The following is a 16,722-nucleotide window of genomic DNA, read 5'->3' as shown; positions in this document are numbered from 1 at the left end:
TTTTACGTTGAGAAAAAAGGCCAGCCTGCCGATTCGCGATTTAAGCTGCCTTATATAAGGCAGCGGTGTACCCGCCGAGGCGGGGTTCGGTCGACAGCGGTTAGGCTGGCGACCAGATTCGGGGTTACAGCTTGGGCATGCCGCCACCAGGCATCATGCCACCAAGGCCGCGCATCATCTTGGCCATGCCGCCCTTGGTAGAGAATTTCTTCATCATCTTCTGCATCTGCTTGTGCTGCTTGATCAGCCGGCCGACGTCCTGCACCTGGGTGCCGGAGCCCAGAGCGATACGACGCTTGCGCGAACCGCTGAGCAGGTCCGGGTCGCGGCGCTCGGCCGGGGTCATGGAGTTGATGATCGCCTCCATTTGCTTGAACTGCTTCTCGGCCGCGCCCTGGGCGTTGCCCATCTGCGACAGGTTGACCCCGCCGATGCTCGGCAGCTTGTCCATCAAGCCGCCCAGGCCGCCCATGTTCTTCATTTGCTGCAGCTGGTCGCGGAAGTCTTCGAGGTCGAAGCCCTTGCCCTTCTTGAGCTTCTTGGCCAGCTTGTCGGCCTTGGCCTTGTCGATGTTCTGCTCGGCCTGCTCGATCAGGCTGAGCACGTCACCCATGCCAAGGATGCGCGAGGCGATCCGGTCTGGGTGGAACGGCTCGAGTGCTTCGCTCTTCTCGCCCATACCGATGAACTTGATCGGCTTGCCGGTGATGGCGCGCACCGACAGCGCAGCACCGCCACGGGCGTCACCGTCGACCTTGGTCAGCACCACGCCGGTCAGCGGCAGGGCGTCACCAAAGGCCTTGGCGGTGTTGGCGGCGTCCTGACCGGTCATGGCGTCGACCACGAACAGGGTCTCGATCGGCTTGACCGCAGCGTGCAGGTCCTTGATCTCGTCCATCATGTCGGCGTCGATGTGCAGACGGCCGGCGGTGTCGACGATGACCACGTCGATGAACTTGAGCTTGGCTTCGCGGATCGCCGCCTCAGCAATGGCTACCGGCTTCTGGCTGATATCGGACGGGAAGAAGGTCACGCCGATGTCGTTGGCCAGGGTTTCCAGCTGCTTGATAGCCGCCGGACGGTAGACGTCAGCCGAGACCACCATGACGCTCTTTTTCTTACGCTCTTTAAGGAAGCGCGCCAGCTTGCCGGCAGTGGTGGTCTTACCCGCACCCTGCAGACCGGCCATCAGCACTACCGCAGGCGGGGCCGAGTTCAGCGCGAGGTCTTCGTTGGCCGCGCCCATCAGGCTTTCCAGCTCGGCCTGGACGATCTTCACGAACGCCTGGCCTGGGGTCAGGCTGCGCGACACTTCGGTGCCGACCGCACGCTCTTTGATGCTGTTGACGAAATCCTTGACCACCGGCAGGGCGACGTCGGCTTCCAGCAGCGCCATGCGCACTTCGCGCAACGTGTCCTTGATGTTGTCTTCAGTCAGCTTGGCCTTGCCGGTGACATGGCGCAGCGTCTGTGACAGGCGGTCGGTCAGGTTTTCGAACATGGTGATCCTTTCAGGCTTGGCAAAGCCGAGGTTTGTCAGGCGCCCAGGCGCAAATCGAACACGCGCAAGGCACAGCAAGCCGACGATTATAACCAAGACTGCTCGCGGCGCACACCATGCTCGGATGGATGCACCTGCCGTGTGCAAAATAGGCCTGCGACTTGGACCCTGACGCAGCGAGCTCAGCCGTGAACAGGCCAGCATGATCGATATCAATGCCCCAGCCTGCCCGCAGACTTCCTTGGCAGCGGCGTTCTATGCCAAACTCCCTCTCTTTCAGGGCTTGCCTACCAGGACTTATGCTCTCTTCACCCAGTCTTATCCCCAATCTGATCGCCGCCGGCCTGTACATCGCCGCCGCGCTCTATCACGGCAGTCGCCTGGCCCAAGGCACCCGCGCCGACAAACGGCTGCTCGGCCTGCTCGGTGCCATCGCGGTGATCGCCCAAGGCGGCGCGCTGTTCTTCCAACTGCTCACGCCGCTGGGCCTGAGCCTGGACTTCTTCAGCGCCTCCAGCCTGATTGCCGTGGCCGTCATCGGCCTGACGCTGCTGGCCTGCCTGCGCATACCCGTGGAAAACCTGTTGGTGTTGCTGTTCCCGCTCGGCGCTATAACCGCCCTGCTGGCCCAGTTCGCGCCACCCGGTACGGTGCCTTTGATCAACGAAGAACCGGGGATCCTCGCGCACATCCTGCTGTCGATCCTGGCCTACGGGCTATTCACCATCGCGGTGTTCCAAGCCCTGCTGCTGCTACTGCAAGACCACCAGCTCAAGCACAAGCACCCGTCCGGACTGATCCGCAACTTCCCGCCGCTGCAAACCATGGAAAGCCTGCTGTTTGGTTTCCTCTGGGCCGGCTGGGCGTTGCTATCGCTGTCGCTGATCTCCGGCTGGCTGTTCCTCGACAACTTGTTCGCCCAGCACCTGGTGCACAAGACCCTGCTCGCCTGCGTCGCCTGGATCGTGTTCAGCGTCTTGCTGTGGGGGCGCACCCGCCTGGGCTGGCGTGGACACAAGGCGATTCGCTGGACCCTGGCCGGTTTCTGCCTGTTGATGCTGGCCTACTTCGGCAGCAAGCTGGTACGCGAATTCATCCTGCACATCTGACGGTCACCTATGGATAGCCTGCCGTTTGCCCCGCTGCTTGGTACCTTGGCCCTGGCACTGCTGTGGGCGGCGTTGTTTACCGCGGTCGATGCAGCACGCCAGTTACTCAATGGCCATGCCCGCGGCGCAGAAACCGGCGAACCCAACCTACCCGCCCAGGCACTGGTGTTCGGCGCCAGCCTGGGCAAGCTGCTGGTGCTCGGCCTGGCTTGCCTGATTGGCCAACGCCATAGCGGCGAACATGGCTTCTGGCTCGGCGGCCTGGCCGCCAGCCTGGCGCTGCTGGTACTGGCCGAGTATCTGCCGCGGCGCCTGGCCCGGCGCAACCCCCAGGCCTTCGTCAGCCTCGGTGCCAGCCTGCTCAGACTTCCCCTGGCCCTGCTACAACCCTTTGCCTGCCTGCTCGACGGCACAGCCAAGCTGATCCTGCGCCCGTTCCGCCCACAGCCCACAGCGGTTGCCTTGCATGAGCAGGAACAGCATGAGGACGATGACCAGCAGCACGAGACGCCCCGTCATGGCCTGCTCGATGGCCTGCAAGCGCTGGACAAGATCACCGTCAACGACATCCTGGTGCCGCGCAACGAAGTCGATGGCATCAACCTGGACGACCCCATCGAACAGATCATCGAGCAACTGATCGTCAGCCGGCATACCCGCCTGCCGGTGTACCACAACGACATCAACCAGGTTGAAGCGATCCTCAATACCAAGCTGATCAGTCACCTGCTGCCGCGTGCCGAGCTGACCCTCGAAGCCCTCCACGGCGCCTGCTACGAGCCTTACTTCGTTCCCGAAAGCACCCCACTGCAACTGCAGCTGCTGAATTTCCACAAGCAGCAGCGGCGCCTGGGCGTGGTGGTGGATGAGTATGGCGAAGTGCTGGGCATCGTTACCCTGGAGGACATCCTCGAGGAGATCGTCGGCGAGTTCGAAGACGAGCAGAGCCTGGACAACCCGCACATCCACCCCCAGGCCGATGGCCGTTTCGTCATCGAAGGTACCGCTTCGCTGCGCGAACTCAACCGCAGCCTGGGCTGGCACCTGCCTTGCGATGGCGGGCCGAAGACCCTCAATGGCCTGGTCACCGAAGCGCTGGAGAGCATTCCAGCCAGCGCCGTGTGCCTGAAAATCGGCCGTTATCGCCTGGAAATCCTCGAAACAGAGGACAATTGTGCCAGCAAGGTACTGGTCTGGACCGTGACCCGATAGCTATACTCCGGTCACGCTTACCCAGCCCTGCCGTCCCGCCCGCTACCCGCGCCCGGCGTCACACGGCCAGTCCGCTTCACTGATAGCCCTGCGGTCCTGCTTCAACACCCCGAACAGCCCCGCTCCCCTCCTTATCCCCTGGGCCATCGTCAGTCGAGCGACTCACAACAATACGCTCCGGCGCCCGCGCGCCCGTGCCTGCCTGGGCACAGTGCGGCTTGCCAGCGAGCATCTGACTGTCAGGGATCCACGCAATGACAACCAGCAGCACCTTCGCCGACTCGACCCCGGTCGCGCCGGTCAACTCGCCCGCGCGGGTGGCCACCGCCAGCTTCATCGGCACCGCCATCGAGTTCTACGACTTTTATGTATACGCCACCGCTGCTGCGCTGGTGATCGGCCCGGTATTCTTCCCCTCGGGGTCGGGCACCGCGCAAATGCTCGCCGCCTTCCTCACCTTTGGTATTGCCTTCCTTGCCCGGCCACTGGGCTCGGCGCTGTTCGGCCACTTCGGCGACCGCATCGGGCGCAAGTCGACCCTGGTGGCCTCGTTGCTGCTGATGGGTGTTTCGACCACAGCAATTGGCGTTCTGCCTGGCTACGACAGTATTGGCGTCTGGGCGCCGATCATCCTTTGCCTGCTGCGCTTCGGCCAGGGCCTGGGGCTGGGCGGCGAATGGGGTGGCGCGGCGTTGCTGGCCACGGAAAACGCCCCGCCGGGCAAGCGCGCCTGGTTCGGCATGTTCCCGCAACTGGGCCCGTCGATCGGCTTCCTGGCCGCAAACGGCCTGTTCCTGAGCCTGGCACTGACCCTTAGCGACGAGCAGTTCCGTGAGTGGGGCTGGCGTATTCCGTTCCTGCTCAGCGCCGCGCTGGTGCTGGTCGGCCTGTACGTGCGCCTCAAGCTTGAAGAGAGCCCAGTGTTCGCCAAAGCCGTGGCCCAGCACCAACGGGTCAAGATGCCAGTAGTCGATCTATTCGCCAAGCACTGGCGGCCGACCCTGCTTGGCGCTGCGGCGATGGTGGTGTGCTATGCGCTGTTCTACATCTCCACGGTGTTCTCGCTCAGCTACGGCGTCTCGACCCTGGGCTACAGCCGGGAGACTTTCCTCGGCCTGCTGTGTTTCGCGGTGGTGTTCATGGCCCTGGCCACGCCGCTGTCGGCCTGGCTCAGCGATCGTTACGGGCGCAAGCCGGTGTTGATCGTCGGCGGTCTGCTGGCGGTGGCATCGGGCTTTACCATGGAGCCTCTGCTGACCTCGGGCTCGACCACGGGCGTGGCGCTGTTCCTGGCCATCGAGCTGTTCTTGATGGGGGTGACCTTCGCGCCGATGGGGGCATTGCTGCCCGAGCTGTTCCCGACCCATGTGCGCTATACCGGCGCCTCGGCAGCCTACAACCTGGGCGGTATCGTCGGGGCTTCGGCCGCACCGTTCTTTGCGCAGAAACTGGTGAGCATGGGCGGTTTGAGTTGGGTAGGAGGCTACGTGTCGGCAGCAGCAGTGCTCAGCTTGATTGCTGTGCTGTGCTTGAAAGAGACGCGTAACGCAGAGCTCTAAAGCCAGGCAAACATCGCGGGGCAAGCCCGCTCCCACGCCATATGAGGCAGACAGCACCGCGGTTGGCGACGCTGCTCTGCTCCCACGCAGCCATATGAGGATTGCGTGGGAGCGGGCTTGCCCCGCGATTGACGTTAGAACTCGACTTTGACCGCCTGCGAAGCACGAGTCGCCTTGGCCCGCGCCGCTTCGATCGACTCATCGCGCGCCAGGCACACGCCCATGCGCCGCTGGCCATTGATTTCAGGCTTGCCGAACAGGCGAATGGCGGTATCCGGCTCGCTCAAGGCAGCACCGAGGTTGGCGAAGCTGGTCTGCTGCGACTGGCCTTGCGGCAAAATCACCGCCGAAGCCGATGGGCCGAACTGGCGCACCAGCGGAATCGGCAAGCCGAGAATCGCCCGCGCATGCAGGGCGAACTGCGACAGGTCTTGCGAGATCAGGGTCACCAGGCCGGTGTCATGCGGACGCGGCGAGACTTCGCTGAACCACACCTGATCGCCCTTGACGAACAGCTCCACGCCGAACAGACCCCGCCCGCCCAGGGCATCAGTAACCGCCTTGGCCACCCGCTGCGATTCGGCCAGCGCCTTGGCGCTCATCGCCTGCGGCTGCCACGACTCTTGGTAGTCGCCCTTCTCCTGACGATGGCCAACCGGCTCGAGGAAGGTGGTGCCGCCCACATGGCGCACGGTAAGCAGGGTGATTTCGTATTCGAAATCGATAAAGCCTTCAACGATCACCCGGCCCTTGCCGGCGCGACCGCCTTCTTGCGCGTAGTCCCAGGATTTCTGCAGGTCAGCGTCGCTGCGCAGCAGGCTCTGGCCCTTGCCCGAGGAACTCATCACCGGCTTGACCACGCAGGGGTAGCCGACATCGGCGACAGCCTTGGCGTAGTCCTCGAAGGTGTCGGCGAAGTGGTAGGGCGAGGTCGGCAGATCGAGCTCTTCAGCGGCCAGGCGGCGGATGCCTTCGCGGTTCATGGTCAGCTGGGTAGCGCGGGCGGTAGGCACCACGTTGAAGCCTTCGTTCTCAAGCTCGACCAGGGTGGCGGTGGCGATGGCTTCGATTTCAGGGACGATGTAATGCGGCTTCTCAGCCTCGATCACCGCACGCAGGGCAACGCCGTCAAGCATGTTGATGACGTGGCTGCGATGGGCAACCTGCATGGCTGGGGCATTGGCGTAACGGTCCACGGCGATCACTTCGACGCCCAGGCGCTGCAGTTCGATCACCACTTCTTTACCCAGTTCGCCGCAGCCGCACAGCAGTACTCGGGTCGCGGTGGGCGACAATGGGGTTCCGATACGGGTCATTTCAGGTCCTCGAAGGCGTCCGGGGCTGCGTCAGGCTGTGCGCTGCCCGCTGAAAAAGGACCGATATTCTACATCAGGTTGCGGGCGCACCGCAGGTCAGCCTGCCAAGGCGTTTTTCCGCGCTCGCCAGGTCATTGCCAGCCACACCGCCGTTACCCCAGCAAACTTCGACGCCAGCGCGGTACCAGCGACCGCGGGTGTCAGCGCGCCGATCATGCCGAAGAAAATGAAGGTATCGACAGGAATGCTCAGCGCCGAACTCAGCCACAGGCGATCGCGCAGCGGTCGACGGGTGATGCTAAACACCAGCCAATCGATCAATTCGGAGACGAAGAAGGCGGTAGCGCTGGCCAGGGCGATGGCCGGCTCCGAGGTGATGTAGGACAGCAACAAGGCCGCCAGCATGGCCAGCAGCGCGCCGTGACCATAGCGGGTCTGCACCATGTCGCGCAGGATGAACACCAGCCCGCCCCAGGCAGACCAGATCACGTCCAAGTGCGGGGCGCTGGAAAAGGCGTAGTTGATCAGCACTACGCTGCTGATATAGGCGATCAGATAGAACATGGCTGGCAATCGTCGGACAAGCCGCACAGATTACTTGATTTTCGAGTCAGCGCCAGCCTCTTCGCGGGTAAATCCGCTCCTACAGGCTCAGCGTAAATCCTGTAGAAGCGGGCTTGTCCCGCGAAGAGGCCGTACGGCAACCGGCAAATTCAAAGGCCGAGGATCATCCCCGCCGCCACCGCCCGCTCATGGCACAGCTTGAGCACTTGGCGACGCTCAGCGTTATCCATCCGCCCCCAACGGGTAATCTCCGCCACGCTGCGCTGGCAACCGGTGCAAATGTCCTGCTCATCCAGCGCGCAGATACTGACGCAGGGCGAAGCCACGGGGCGTTCGGCGTCACTCATCTCAATCCTCCTGGGGTGCCAGGTCGCGTGCATAACGTTCGGCGTTATGCACGTAGTGGGCAGCGCTGGCTTCCAGCATACGCTTCTGCGCATCGGTCAGCTCACGCACCACTTTGCCGGGCGAGCCCATCACCAGCGAGCCGTCAGGAATTTCCTTGCCCTCAGGGATCAGCGCATTGGCGCCGATGATGCAGTGCTTGCCAATCTTCGCGCCATTGAGGATCACCGCGTTGATGCCGATCAGGCTGTAGTCGCCCACCGTGCAGCCATGCAGCATGGCGTTGTGACCAATGGTCACGCCCTTGCCAAGGGTCAGCGGCGAACCCATGTCGGTGTGCATCACCGTGCCATCCTGGACATTGCTGTCCTCGCCTATGTCGATCAGCTCGTTGTCACCGCGCAGCACCGCACCGAACCAGACGCTGGCGCGCGCTTGCAGGCGAACCTTGCCGATCAGCGTGGCAGTGGGCGCCGCCCAGCTGCTGGGATGGGTTTCTACCCGCATGTCACCCAAGCGGTATTTCATGGATAGCTCCTCACGGTCTGGCGAGTGGCGGGGTCGACCCCGCTCAGTTCTGGATGAAACGCTCTGGTGGCTTGTGCAAGCTGATGCCGGCATCGAACAGCAGGTTGACCAGCTCGACGATCATGATCGCCGACAACCCCCAGATCTTGTACTCGCCATAGCGATAACTGGGCACGTACCAGCTGCGCCCTTGATAATCGATCCGGTGGGTGTGGTCACGCGGGTCCTGGCGGAAGAATTCCAGCGGAACGGTGAATACTGCCGCGATCTCGGCATCATTGGCGTGGTATTCGACGTAATCGGGGATCAAACCGACGAATGGCGTCACCTTCAGGCCATGCAGGGAAATCAGCGGACTGAGCGGGCCGATCACCTCGACCAGGCCTGGCGGCAAGCCGATTTCTTCCTGCGCCTCGCGCAGGGCGGTGAAGATCAGGTCAGGGTCTTCCGGATCGCGCCGCCCCCCCGGAAAAGCCACTTCCCCACCATGGGTGGAAAGCCCCTGGGCGCGCAGCGTCAGTACCAGTTCGGGCTCTTCGCTGCGGGTGATGGGCAAGAGTACCGCCGCCTCGGGAAAACGGCGATCCGCCTCCAGTGACGCGGGGATATGGTTGCTCATTCGGCGAAGAAGCTCGTCCAGCATTACGCACTCTCGATTCCAAAGCCTGGCCTGCATGATGCACCAAAAGCCCCAAGGCACCCAAGCCCTGCCAGGGGGCGGCTTGCGGCCCATGCCCCAGGCGCGCCAAGATAGGCTGATCTTAAGGGAAGCAAAGCATGAATTTCTGCAGCGCGTGCGGCCAACCGGTCATTCAACGGATACCCGAAGGCGATAGCCGCTTGCGCTACGTCTGCGAGCATTGCCAGACCATCCATTACCAGAACCCGAATATCGTCGCCGGCGTGCTGCCCATATGGGGGAGCAAGGTGCTGTTGTGCCGCCGGGCGATCGAGCCGCGCCGGGGTTTCTGGACCCTACCGGCCGGCTTTATGGAAAACGGCGAGACCACCGACGCTGCCGCTCGTCGCGAAACGGTCGAGGAAGCCTGCGCTCGGGTCGGGGAAATGAGCCTGTATCAGCTGTTCGATCTGCCGCACATCAACCAGGTGCACCTGTTCTTCCGCGCGCAACTGGCGGACCTGGACTTCGCCGTGGGGCAAGAGAGCCTGGAGGTGCGTTTGTTCGAGGAGGAGGAAATCCCTTGGGGGGAGCTGGCTTTTCGGACAGTCACTCGCACACTAGAATGCTACTATCGCGACCGCATCAGGCAGCACTTCCCCATAGGCCATGAATACCTGCCGCCGATGAACGTCTCGTCGTCCACTTAAATCGTTTGCAGGGATACCGTTTCATGCGTTGGTTGCTCGCCCTCTTCTGCCTCAGCGTTGTATCGGTGTCCCAGGCGGCCTTCACCGAGACGATCATTCGCAAACCCCAGGCGCAGGTGCAAACCCAGGCCCCTGCGCAGGAACATCCGCTGATCGACAAGGTACTGGTGATCAAGTCCGAACGTCGCCTACAGCTAATCAGCCGTGGCGAGCCGCTCAAGACCTACCGCATTTCGCTGGGCAAGCAGCCCAAGGGCGCCAAGGAGCGCGAAGGCGACAAGCGCACCCCCGAAGGCTTCTACTGGCTGGACTGGCGCAAGGTCAGCGACCGCTTCAACCTGGCCATGCACATCTCTTACCCGAATATCAGCGATGCCGCCAAGGCGCGCCGTGAAGGTGTAGCTGCCGGCAGCATGATCATGATCCACGGCACGCCGATCAACGAAGACTATCCGGAGTGGTATTTCCATACCCTGGATTGGACCGAGGGCTGCATCGCCATGCGTAACGATGACATGCGCGAAGTGTGGAGCATGGTCAAGGATGGCACCATGATCGAGATTCGTCCTTAAGCTGCGCTGTTCATTCCCACTCGTATCTCCGCTGACAACGCTCTGGTTCAGTTGCTCCCGCAATGGGAGCAGTGGCTAAGCAGCTATTTTGCGGCTGCGCGTATTAAATATGTACTGAAGTCTTCTAACCAGAAATAAATCCTACAAACCAAGTATTAGTCCCCAGCTAGGGGGGCATAACATATGCTTGCTCGAAGCTCGTCCTAGATCGCCAGTATTCATTGGACATAATTGGACAATTAAGCAGACCGTCCACTTAATACGGCGTTAATTTCACTTACCCCCGCTCTCATCTCACCTACTTTCCCACACACCAACATCCGCTAACCCACGTGGCGGATGTCATATAACCACATTCAAACAAATGCCTTGATTCTTAGAATTCACGCAAATGGATTCCTTTTTCTCACATCATTTGCGAGGTTCTTCAATGTCATCCTGGGTGCATTCAATTGCCCGCAGCTTACTTGCCTGCGGCGCGATTACGCTGCTGACGATTGCCCCGACCCAGGCCGACACTGCCAGCCAGCAACTACGCGACCGGCAGCAGGCCCAGCGTCAGCGCGAACAATTGCAACAGCTCGAACGCTGGCAACGCCTGCAACCGATCGCTGCGCACGATGACGATGGGGCTGCCACCGACACCTCGGATAACCACTGCTGGGCGATCAGCGGCGTGCGCCTGGCCGGCAACCACAAGCTTGCGACTCAAGCGCTGCAACCCACAGTACAGGCACTGTCGCAGCCTTGCATGAGCATTGGCGATATCAACCTGTTGCTCAAGGGGCTGACCGAGCGCTATGTAAAAGCCGGCTATCCCACCAGCCGTCCTTACCTGGCTCGACATCCCGAGCATGATGCGCCGCTGGATATCATCGTTATCGAAGGCTTCATCGAATCGATCGAGCTGACCGACGCCGAACTGCCGCTGTCACTGCAAAGTGCGTTTCCCGACCTGCTGGGGCAACCGCTGCATCTGCCAGACCTCGAACAGGGGCTGGACCAGCTCAATCGATTGCGCGCCTACGACCTCGGTATCGACCTGCTCCCTGGGCAAATGCAGGGCGGCACCCGCGTAGTGCTGCAGCCACGTCGGGTCACCTCGCGCTGGCACCTCGCCACCCGCGTTGACAATCGCGGCAGTGCGCTGACTGGCCGCCATCGCCTGAACCTAGGGCTTGGACTGGACAGCCCGCTGGGGCTGAACGACGACCTGCGCCTGTCGTTGCTGTCGACGGTACTCGATGCACCAGGCCAAAGCCGCGGGGTCAACCTGTACTACAGCGTTCCTTATGGCCCTTGGTCGTTCAACCTCAGCGCCAGCCAAATGCGCTATCGCGCGCCCATCCCGCAAAGCCGCCTGAGCAGTAATGGCGACAGCCGCGTGTTCGGCCTTGGCGCCGAACGGATGCTGTGGCGCAACCAGCGCGGCATGCTCAGCGCCAGCTCCCGATTGGATCGCAAGCAACTGGTCAACCGTGCCGGTAGCACCGTCATTGCAGTGCAGAGCCCGACCCTCACCACCTTCGAAGCGGGCCTCAACCTGCTGTGGCTCGATCATGGCCTGTGGAATGCCTATCTAGGCATCAGCCGAGGTCTGGACTGGTTCGGTGCCGACCGGCCCTTCTTTCAAAAACAGGCGCCGCGACCTGACTTCGTCAAGTACCGCGCCAACCTGCTGCACCTGCGTCAGGGGCCTGCGCACTTGCCTTGGCGCTGGCAGAGCGAGCTGGCCCTGCAGTACAGCACTGATGTCCTGCCAGTGGTCGAGCAGTTCCAGCTCAGCGATGACTCGGCCGTACGCGGCTTCCGCCAGCACAATGCCTCCGGCGCCAGCGCCGCTGTCTGGCGCAACACCCTGAGCCAAGCGCTGCCGCTGAACTTGGCCCAGCCATTCCAAGTACGCCCCACTCTCGGCCTGGACCTGGGCTGGTCCCAGTTCGCCCACAGCAGCACCCCGCAACGCCTGGCTGGCGCTGCGGCGGGTCTCGAGCTGAGCCTGCCGCAAAGCCGCCTGCGTCTCGACTACCAGCGCGCCCTGTATGCCAGCGAACGCCCCACCTCCGGGCTTGAGCGAGGCTTCTGGGTAATGGAATGGACCCTGAACATCTGACTTTCCCTCCCACCACCGCAAAAAGTGATCGTGTACATGTGCCCCTCCCCCTACACCTCCTCCTCTGCTTGTCCACCAACCAAGCCGGATACCTTGCGCTGGACGATCTTCCTCGCCCTGCTGGGCTCCGCCAGCGTGCACGCCCAAGGCGGTCTGCAGGCGAAGTTGGACTCTGGCGGTTCGCCAATCATCAACCACCAACATGGGGTGCCCGTGATCAACATCGTCGCGCCTGATGCCAACGGGCTGTCGCACAACAAGTTCATCGACTACAACGTTGGCAAGCAAGGCGTGGTGCTGAACAACGCCTTGCAGGGTGGCGGATCGCAACTGGCTGGCAAGCTGACTGCCAACCCCCAGTTCCAAGGCCAGGCCGCTTCGACCATTCTCAACGAAGTGGTTAGTCGCAACGCTTCGTTGATCGAAGGCACTCAGGAAATTTTTGGTCAACGGGCCAGCTACATTCTCGCTAACCCCAACGGCATTACCCTCAATGGTGGTCGATTCATCAATACAGCAGTTGCTGGCTTCGTGGTTGGCAAGCCGGGATTTCAGAGCGGGCAACTGCAAACATTTGAGACGCTAAACGCCAACGGCAAACTGGAGGTGAAGGGCGATGGTCAGACCAATACCGACGGTGCCTTGCACCTGATCGCACCACGCCTGGACAGCACCGGTCTACTCGCGGCGAAAGGCAATCTCAACATCTCCGTCGGCCGCAACCTCATTGATAAACACAATGGAAAGATCATCAGGCACGAGCCCGGCGACCCATCGAACATTGATGCCAACCTCCTCGGAGCCATGTACGCGGGCCGCATCAATATCCGCAGTACCGCTGAAGGTGCAGGCGTGCGCATGGGGCCGATCAGGGTTGAAGCCGACCACGACATCCTTATTGATTCAGCAGGTGACTTAGAGGTCTTCGGCGACCCGATATCCTCCAGCACGCTTAAAGCCAAACAAGGTGGGTTACGACTCAAAGCCGCTGGAGACCTGACACTACGCGCGGTTGATGGCTCTGCCCAGCGGATCGCTGTTACCGCTGGAAAACAGCTGAAGCTTGATACTGAGACCGGTAAAAAAGAAGACCGTCACAACGACCAGGTGCAAAAGCGCTTTACCACCGTTTACCGACCACGCGGCACCCAGTTGCACAGCAGCGGTGACATCAGCCTGCAATCGCATGGCGATATGGCACTGCAAGCCGCCACCGTTCAAGCGCAGGAGGGTCTGCGCCTGGAGAGTAAAGGCAACATAGATGTCAGCGCAGCTATCGAAGAAACCAATACCAGACGCTACCAACGCGAAAACAGCGACAAATCTTGGCCTGATGCTACTTACACCTCTGACACCCAGCAAAAAGCACATGCCAGTACATTGAGCGCCAACCACTTGGAGATCAAAGCAGCCAACGCCCTGGACATCAAGAGCAGCAACCTGGAAAGTGCAGGCCACCTGCAACTTGAGGCCAGAGATATTAATCTGGCTGGTCAAAGGCTTGAGGACGACGTTCAACGTTGGGCGACCTCTGACCGCCATGTATCCAAAGCCCCAGCCAATAAACACCAGCGACCATGGCGCTATTCCGGTACTAACGTGACGGCGGCAACCCTCGCCGCCCAGGGCGAGCGGATCACTATCCGCGGCAGTGAAGTGACCAGTAAGGGCGATGCACAGCTCCATAGCACCAAGGGCTCACTGACAGTGGCGGCAGGTTCTTCTGGTGAAAGCACAATTACCTCTGACCACAACAGCAAGGTGTTAGGCCTCGCGCTGAGCCATGCCGTCCATCAACGGCCGCAACTCAGTAATATCAAATCCGGCGCTAACTTGGACCTCTCCAGCACTGACGATTTGAAGATTCTGGGGGCGCGTATCGAGGCGGCAGGGCACATGAATGTAAATGCCACTAAAGCCCTAGTAATCGATAGCGCACTTGAACGCAACGACTTTTCAACCCTGAGCGCTCTGCACACATTTGATTTTGGTACCCGCGAAACCCAGCCCGCGCAAGATGGCAAGCCCGGTTCTCACCAATGGGAGTTCTATGGCGGCTATCGCGCACCTGTGACGATTAAAGAAAGTGTTCAATATAAACAGCACGCCAGTGAACTTGCAGCAGCTTCGCTGAGCCTTCGCAGCGACACTCACCTACGGGCCCGGGGTGCCAAACTCAATGCCCGGGCGGGTGATCTCAACCTGCAAGGCAACAAGATTAGCCTGACCGCCGTTGACGATACACTATCGTTTTCCAGTCGTTTAGATGAGCTCGGCGAGGCCGTGGCGCTCAGCGTTGGTGTCGAGCGAGTCGGCTTCGCGCTGGAAGCACTGCAAAGCACCGAAACCTCAAAAAGCGAAAACAGCAAGGTGCAGCGCAGTGAACTGCTAGCTACAGGCAATGTGGCGATTAATAGCGACAATGATCTGCTCAATGAAGCCAGTCGTATCGACGCCGGCAAGCACCTCAAGATTCACGCTGGCAACATCGTGAATCGCGCGGCATCGAACGAACTGAACATTGCGGCAGATAGCAATCATTGGCGGGCCAGCCTCGGTGCCAGCCTGGAATATCACGGCCTGACCAAACCCATCGTAGAGATAGTGGATGGCCAGCCAGCCGACCGCTTCCAGCAAGATTCGATCGTCGATGCGTTCACTCCACCAAGCGTTGGCATTGACGTAACTTTTCGCTACAAAGATCGCCAGGAGAACTGGAGCAAAGAGTACGCACAGGTCAATGAATTGTCCGGCGCATCAGTCGAGGTCAAGGCAGCTGTCATTGATGACCAAGGCACCGCCTGGCACGCACGCAGCGGTCTTCTGGAGATCGACGCGAAGCAGCACAACATGCTGACCGCACAAAATACCAGCGTGCACACCGTGCACAACCTCAGCGCCGACGCCGATGTTCGCGTTGACACCACCACAGGATCGGATGTCGGTGTGCGCCTCGCCGGTAAGGGTGGCTCGCTTGATACGGTAGAAAACACCAGCACCGCAGTGCTGGGCAGTCTTAAAGGTCAAGGCATAAATATCAGGCTCAGTGGTGATGGCGTTTATCAAGGCAGCCAAATCAATGCAGCTACGGGTGGGGTACATATTCTCAGCGGTGGCTCGTTGTCGGTGCTTCAAGCAAGCAGCCTGAGAAGCAAGGAATCAGGCTCGCTCAATGCGAAGGCTCGACTCAAAGTCAGCAGTAAGCCGGGCGAAAAGGGTGCGGAATTCCGCGGTTACTTCGATACGGCTGACAGCTCAAGTTCAAAGTCCGTGGCTAAGGTGGCATCGATCAAGGCAGACGGTGAGGTACTCCTAAGCAGCGCTGGCGATCTACTGCTTGAAGGAACACGGATTGGTAGTGAGGCCGCCAAGGTCGGCGACATCAATTTGCACAGTGGCGGGAACTTGCAGATCAGCTCAGCCCGTAACACGCATAAGGCCCAAAACAACAGGCTAGATGGCGGTCTGGAAGTGTCTGCCAAACAAGGTGACACCAAAGGTGGGGGTATTGGCGGCCACCTGGGATATGGCAATGTCGACGAAGATGACATCGAGGCTGTAGATAGCCATTTACACAGCAACGGCCAGTTGACGCTCTCCAGTCGTGCTAACAACGAGCGAGCCCTACATCTACAGGGTGTGCAGGCATCAGCCGGGCTCATCCAGTTACAGGCATGGAATGGCGGCGCGCTGATTGAATCCTCGGCAAACCAGACAAAGCACAACAACCTCGATATCACCGGAGGTGTAGGCGGTTTAAATCAGCAGGGCAAAACCGCTACCGAAGGCCTATGGCTGCGCGGCAAACTCGACCTGGACCTGCGCGATAACCAGACGTGGAACGCCAGCACATTTACAGCGCGAACCATTGCTTTGAATAGCAAAGGCGATACCCGGCTGCAAGGTACCAGCCTTAAGGCCGATCATATCCAAGGCACTATCGGCGGCGACCTGCAAGTTGAAAGCCGCAAGGATAACGTCGACACCTGGATTGCGGATGTCGATATCAAAGCTAGCCACGAAAAAAATCCGCAGGGCTGGGCCAATACAGTCAATTCGATTGCCGGACCGTGGGGCCAGGAAGCCAAGCAGCAGCTTAAATTCTTGACCAAGCACAAGCCCCAGAATTACTTGGCACCCGACATCTATGTACTGCGTGAGAAGCGTGACAATGTCGCCCATCAAGCAGGGCTTGAAGGTGCTGAGGGGATCGATCTGAAGGTCGGTGGCGCTATCAATCTGGTGGGTGCCCGCTTGGCGTCAGCTCATGGCGATGTCGCGCATAGCGCAGAAAAGGTGACCACTGAGACCTTGACCGGCAATAACTACCGGGTGGACGGGGGCATCAAGTTCTCCACTTCATTAGTCGAGGAGGCACTGGCCCTGGTGAAGCAATCCAATGAAAAAAGTACTGCGGGCAATCCAAGCGGGTTCAATCTGTACGGGCTCGCTCAGGGCAGTTACCTGAACCACGATCAGGAATTGGTATCGAGCATTCAAGGACAAGCCAAGTGACTATTGCCGCCAGTTTCTTCACGGCAATGCACCGCGCCGTCGCTGATAGTCGATAGCCT

Annotated in this window: 13 protein-coding genes; 7 read left to right on the top strand and 6 right to left on the bottom strand. The window is 60.5% G+C overall.

Features of this window, described 5'->3' with window-relative positions:
• Positions 1-124: 124 nt before the first annotated feature.
• Positions 125-1,501, bottom strand: a complete 1,377-nt coding sequence (ffh, locus tag HU737_RS02060) for a signal recognition particle protein (RefSeq protein WP_186556371.1) — start codon at positions 1,499-1,501, stop codon at positions 125-127.
• Between the two features lie 299 nt (positions 1,502-1,800).
• Between ffh and HU737_RS02055 the strand changes: the two genes are divergently transcribed.
• From HU737_RS02055 to HU737_RS02045, 3 genes are all read left to right on the top strand, one after another.
• Complete coding sequence (locus HU737_RS02055; protein ID WP_186556372.1) at positions 1,801-2,610, top strand: cytochrome C assembly family protein; 810 nt, start codon at positions 1,801-1,803, stop codon at positions 2,608-2,610.
• Positions 2,611-2,619: 9 nt separating this feature from the next.
• Positions 2,620-3,822, top strand: a complete 1,203-nt coding sequence (locus tag HU737_RS02050) for a transporter associated domain-containing protein (protein WP_186556373.1) — start codon at positions 2,620-2,622, stop codon at positions 3,820-3,822.
• A gap of 254 nt (positions 3,823-4,076) precedes the next feature.
• A complete protein-coding gene (locus tag HU737_RS02045) occupies positions 4,077-5,381 on the top strand; it encodes an MFS transporter (RefSeq protein WP_186556374.1) in 1,305 nt (434 codons plus the stop codon).
• 134 nt (positions 5,382-5,515) lie between these two features.
• Here the strand turns inward: HU737_RS02045 and purT are convergent, their stop codons facing one another.
• The 5 genes from purT to HU737_RS02020 form a co-directional block, all read right to left on the bottom strand.
• A complete protein-coding gene (purT, locus tag HU737_RS02040) occupies positions 5,516-6,697 on the bottom strand; it encodes a formate-dependent phosphoribosylglycinamide formyltransferase (protein WP_186556375.1) in 1,182 nt (393 codons plus the stop codon).
• Between the two features lie 96 nt (positions 6,698-6,793).
• Positions 6,794-7,261 (bottom strand): VUT family protein, encoded by a 468-nt coding sequence (locus tag HU737_RS02035; RefSeq protein ID WP_186556376.1) that lies wholly within the window; start codon positions 7,259-7,261, stop codon positions 6,794-6,796.
• A 149-nt stretch (positions 7,262-7,410) separates the two neighbouring features.
• Complete coding sequence (locus HU737_RS02030) at positions 7,411-7,608, bottom strand: DUF1289 domain-containing protein (protein WP_186556377.1); 198 nt, start codon at positions 7,606-7,608, stop codon at positions 7,411-7,413.
• A gap of 1 nt (position 7,609) precedes the next feature.
• Positions 7,610-8,134 carry a gamma carbonic anhydrase family protein gene (locus HU737_RS02025; RefSeq protein WP_186556378.1) on the bottom strand — a complete coding sequence of 175 codons (525 nt, stop codon included), beginning with the start codon at positions 8,132-8,134 and terminating at the stop codon, positions 7,610-7,612.
• A 43-nt stretch (positions 8,135-8,177) separates the two neighbouring features.
• Complete coding sequence (locus HU737_RS02020; RefSeq protein ID WP_186556379.1) at positions 8,178-8,777, bottom strand: CoA pyrophosphatase; 600 nt, start codon at positions 8,775-8,777, stop codon at positions 8,178-8,180.
• Between the two features lie 134 nt (positions 8,778-8,911).
• Between HU737_RS02020 and HU737_RS02015 the strand changes: the two genes are divergently transcribed.
• The 4 genes from HU737_RS02015 (at position 8,912) to HU737_RS02000 (ending at position 16,663) form a co-directional block, all read left to right on the top strand.
• Complete coding sequence (locus tag HU737_RS02015; protein WP_186556380.1) at positions 8,912-9,463, top strand: NUDIX hydrolase; 552 nt, start codon at positions 8,912-8,914, stop codon at positions 9,461-9,463.
• A 23-nt stretch (positions 9,464-9,486) separates the two neighbouring features.
• A complete protein-coding gene (locus HU737_RS02010) occupies positions 9,487-10,035 on the top strand; it encodes a L,D-transpeptidase family protein (protein ID WP_186556381.1) in 549 nt (182 codons plus the stop codon).
• Between the two features lie 430 nt (positions 10,036-10,465).
• Positions 10,466-12,148, top strand: coding sequence for a ShlB/FhaC/HecB family hemolysin secretion/activation protein (locus tag HU737_RS02005; RefSeq protein ID WP_186556382.1), 1,683 nt, complete (start codon positions 10,466-10,468; stop codon positions 12,146-12,148).
• Between the two features lie 36 nt (positions 12,149-12,184).
• Positions 12,185-16,663 carry a hemagglutinin repeat-containing protein gene (locus HU737_RS02000; protein WP_225915571.1) on the top strand — a complete coding sequence of 1,493 codons (4,479 nt, stop codon included), beginning with the start codon at positions 12,185-12,187 and terminating at the stop codon, positions 16,661-16,663.
• Positions 16,664-16,722: the final 59 nt, after the last annotated feature.

Origin of the sequence: Pseudomonas urmiensis (assembly GCF_014268815.2) — a bacterium.
GTDB classification, from domain to species: domain Bacteria; phylum Pseudomonadota; class Gammaproteobacteria; order Pseudomonadales; family Pseudomonadaceae; genus Aquipseudomonas; species Aquipseudomonas urmiensis.
The sequence above is the reverse complement of the archived record's forward strand: the minus strand, read 5'-3'. Positions and strand labels throughout refer to the sequence as shown.

Coding starts and splice junctions, on each gene's coding strand:
- ffh (WP_186556371.1), bottom strand. CDS start 1,501: ATGTTCGAAAACCTGACCGACCGCCTGTCACAGACGCTGCGCCATGTC.
- HU737_RS02055 (WP_186556372.1), top strand. CDS start 1,801: ATGCTCTCTTCACCCAGTCTTATCCCCAATCTGATCGCCGCCGGCCTG.
- HU737_RS02050 (WP_186556373.1), top strand. CDS start 2,620: ATGGATAGCCTGCCGTTTGCCCCGCTGCTTGGTACCTTGGCCCTGGCA.
- HU737_RS02045 (WP_186556374.1), top strand. CDS start 4,077: ATGACAACCAGCAGCACCTTCGCCGACTCGACCCCGGTCGCGCCGGTC.
- purT (WP_186556375.1), bottom strand. CDS start 6,697: ATGACCCGTATCGGAACCCCATTGTCGCCCACCGCGACCCGAGTACTG.
- HU737_RS02035 (WP_186556376.1), bottom strand. CDS start 7,261: ATGTTCTATCTGATCGCCTATATCAGCAGCGTAGTGCTGATCAACTAC.
- HU737_RS02030 (WP_186556377.1), bottom strand. CDS start 7,608: ATGAGTGACGCCGAACGCCCCGTGGCTTCGCCCTGCGTCAGTATCTGC.
- HU737_RS02025 (WP_186556378.1), bottom strand. CDS start 8,134: ATGAAATACCGCTTGGGTGACATGCGGGTAGAAACCCATCCCAGCAGC.
- HU737_RS02020 (WP_186556379.1), bottom strand. CDS start 8,777: ATGCTGGACGAGCTTCTTCGCCGAATGAGCAACCATATCCCCGCGTCA.
- HU737_RS02015 (WP_186556380.1), top strand. CDS start 8,912: ATGAATTTCTGCAGCGCGTGCGGCCAACCGGTCATTCAACGGATACCC.
- HU737_RS02010 (WP_186556381.1), top strand. CDS start 9,487: ATGCGTTGGTTGCTCGCCCTCTTCTGCCTCAGCGTTGTATCGGTGTCC.
- HU737_RS02005 (WP_186556382.1), top strand. CDS start 10,466: ATGTCATCCTGGGTGCATTCAATTGCCCGCAGCTTACTTGCCTGCGGC.
- HU737_RS02000 (WP_225915571.1), top strand. CDS start 12,185: ATGTGCCCCTCCCCCTACACCTCCTCCTCTGCTTGTCCACCAACCAAG.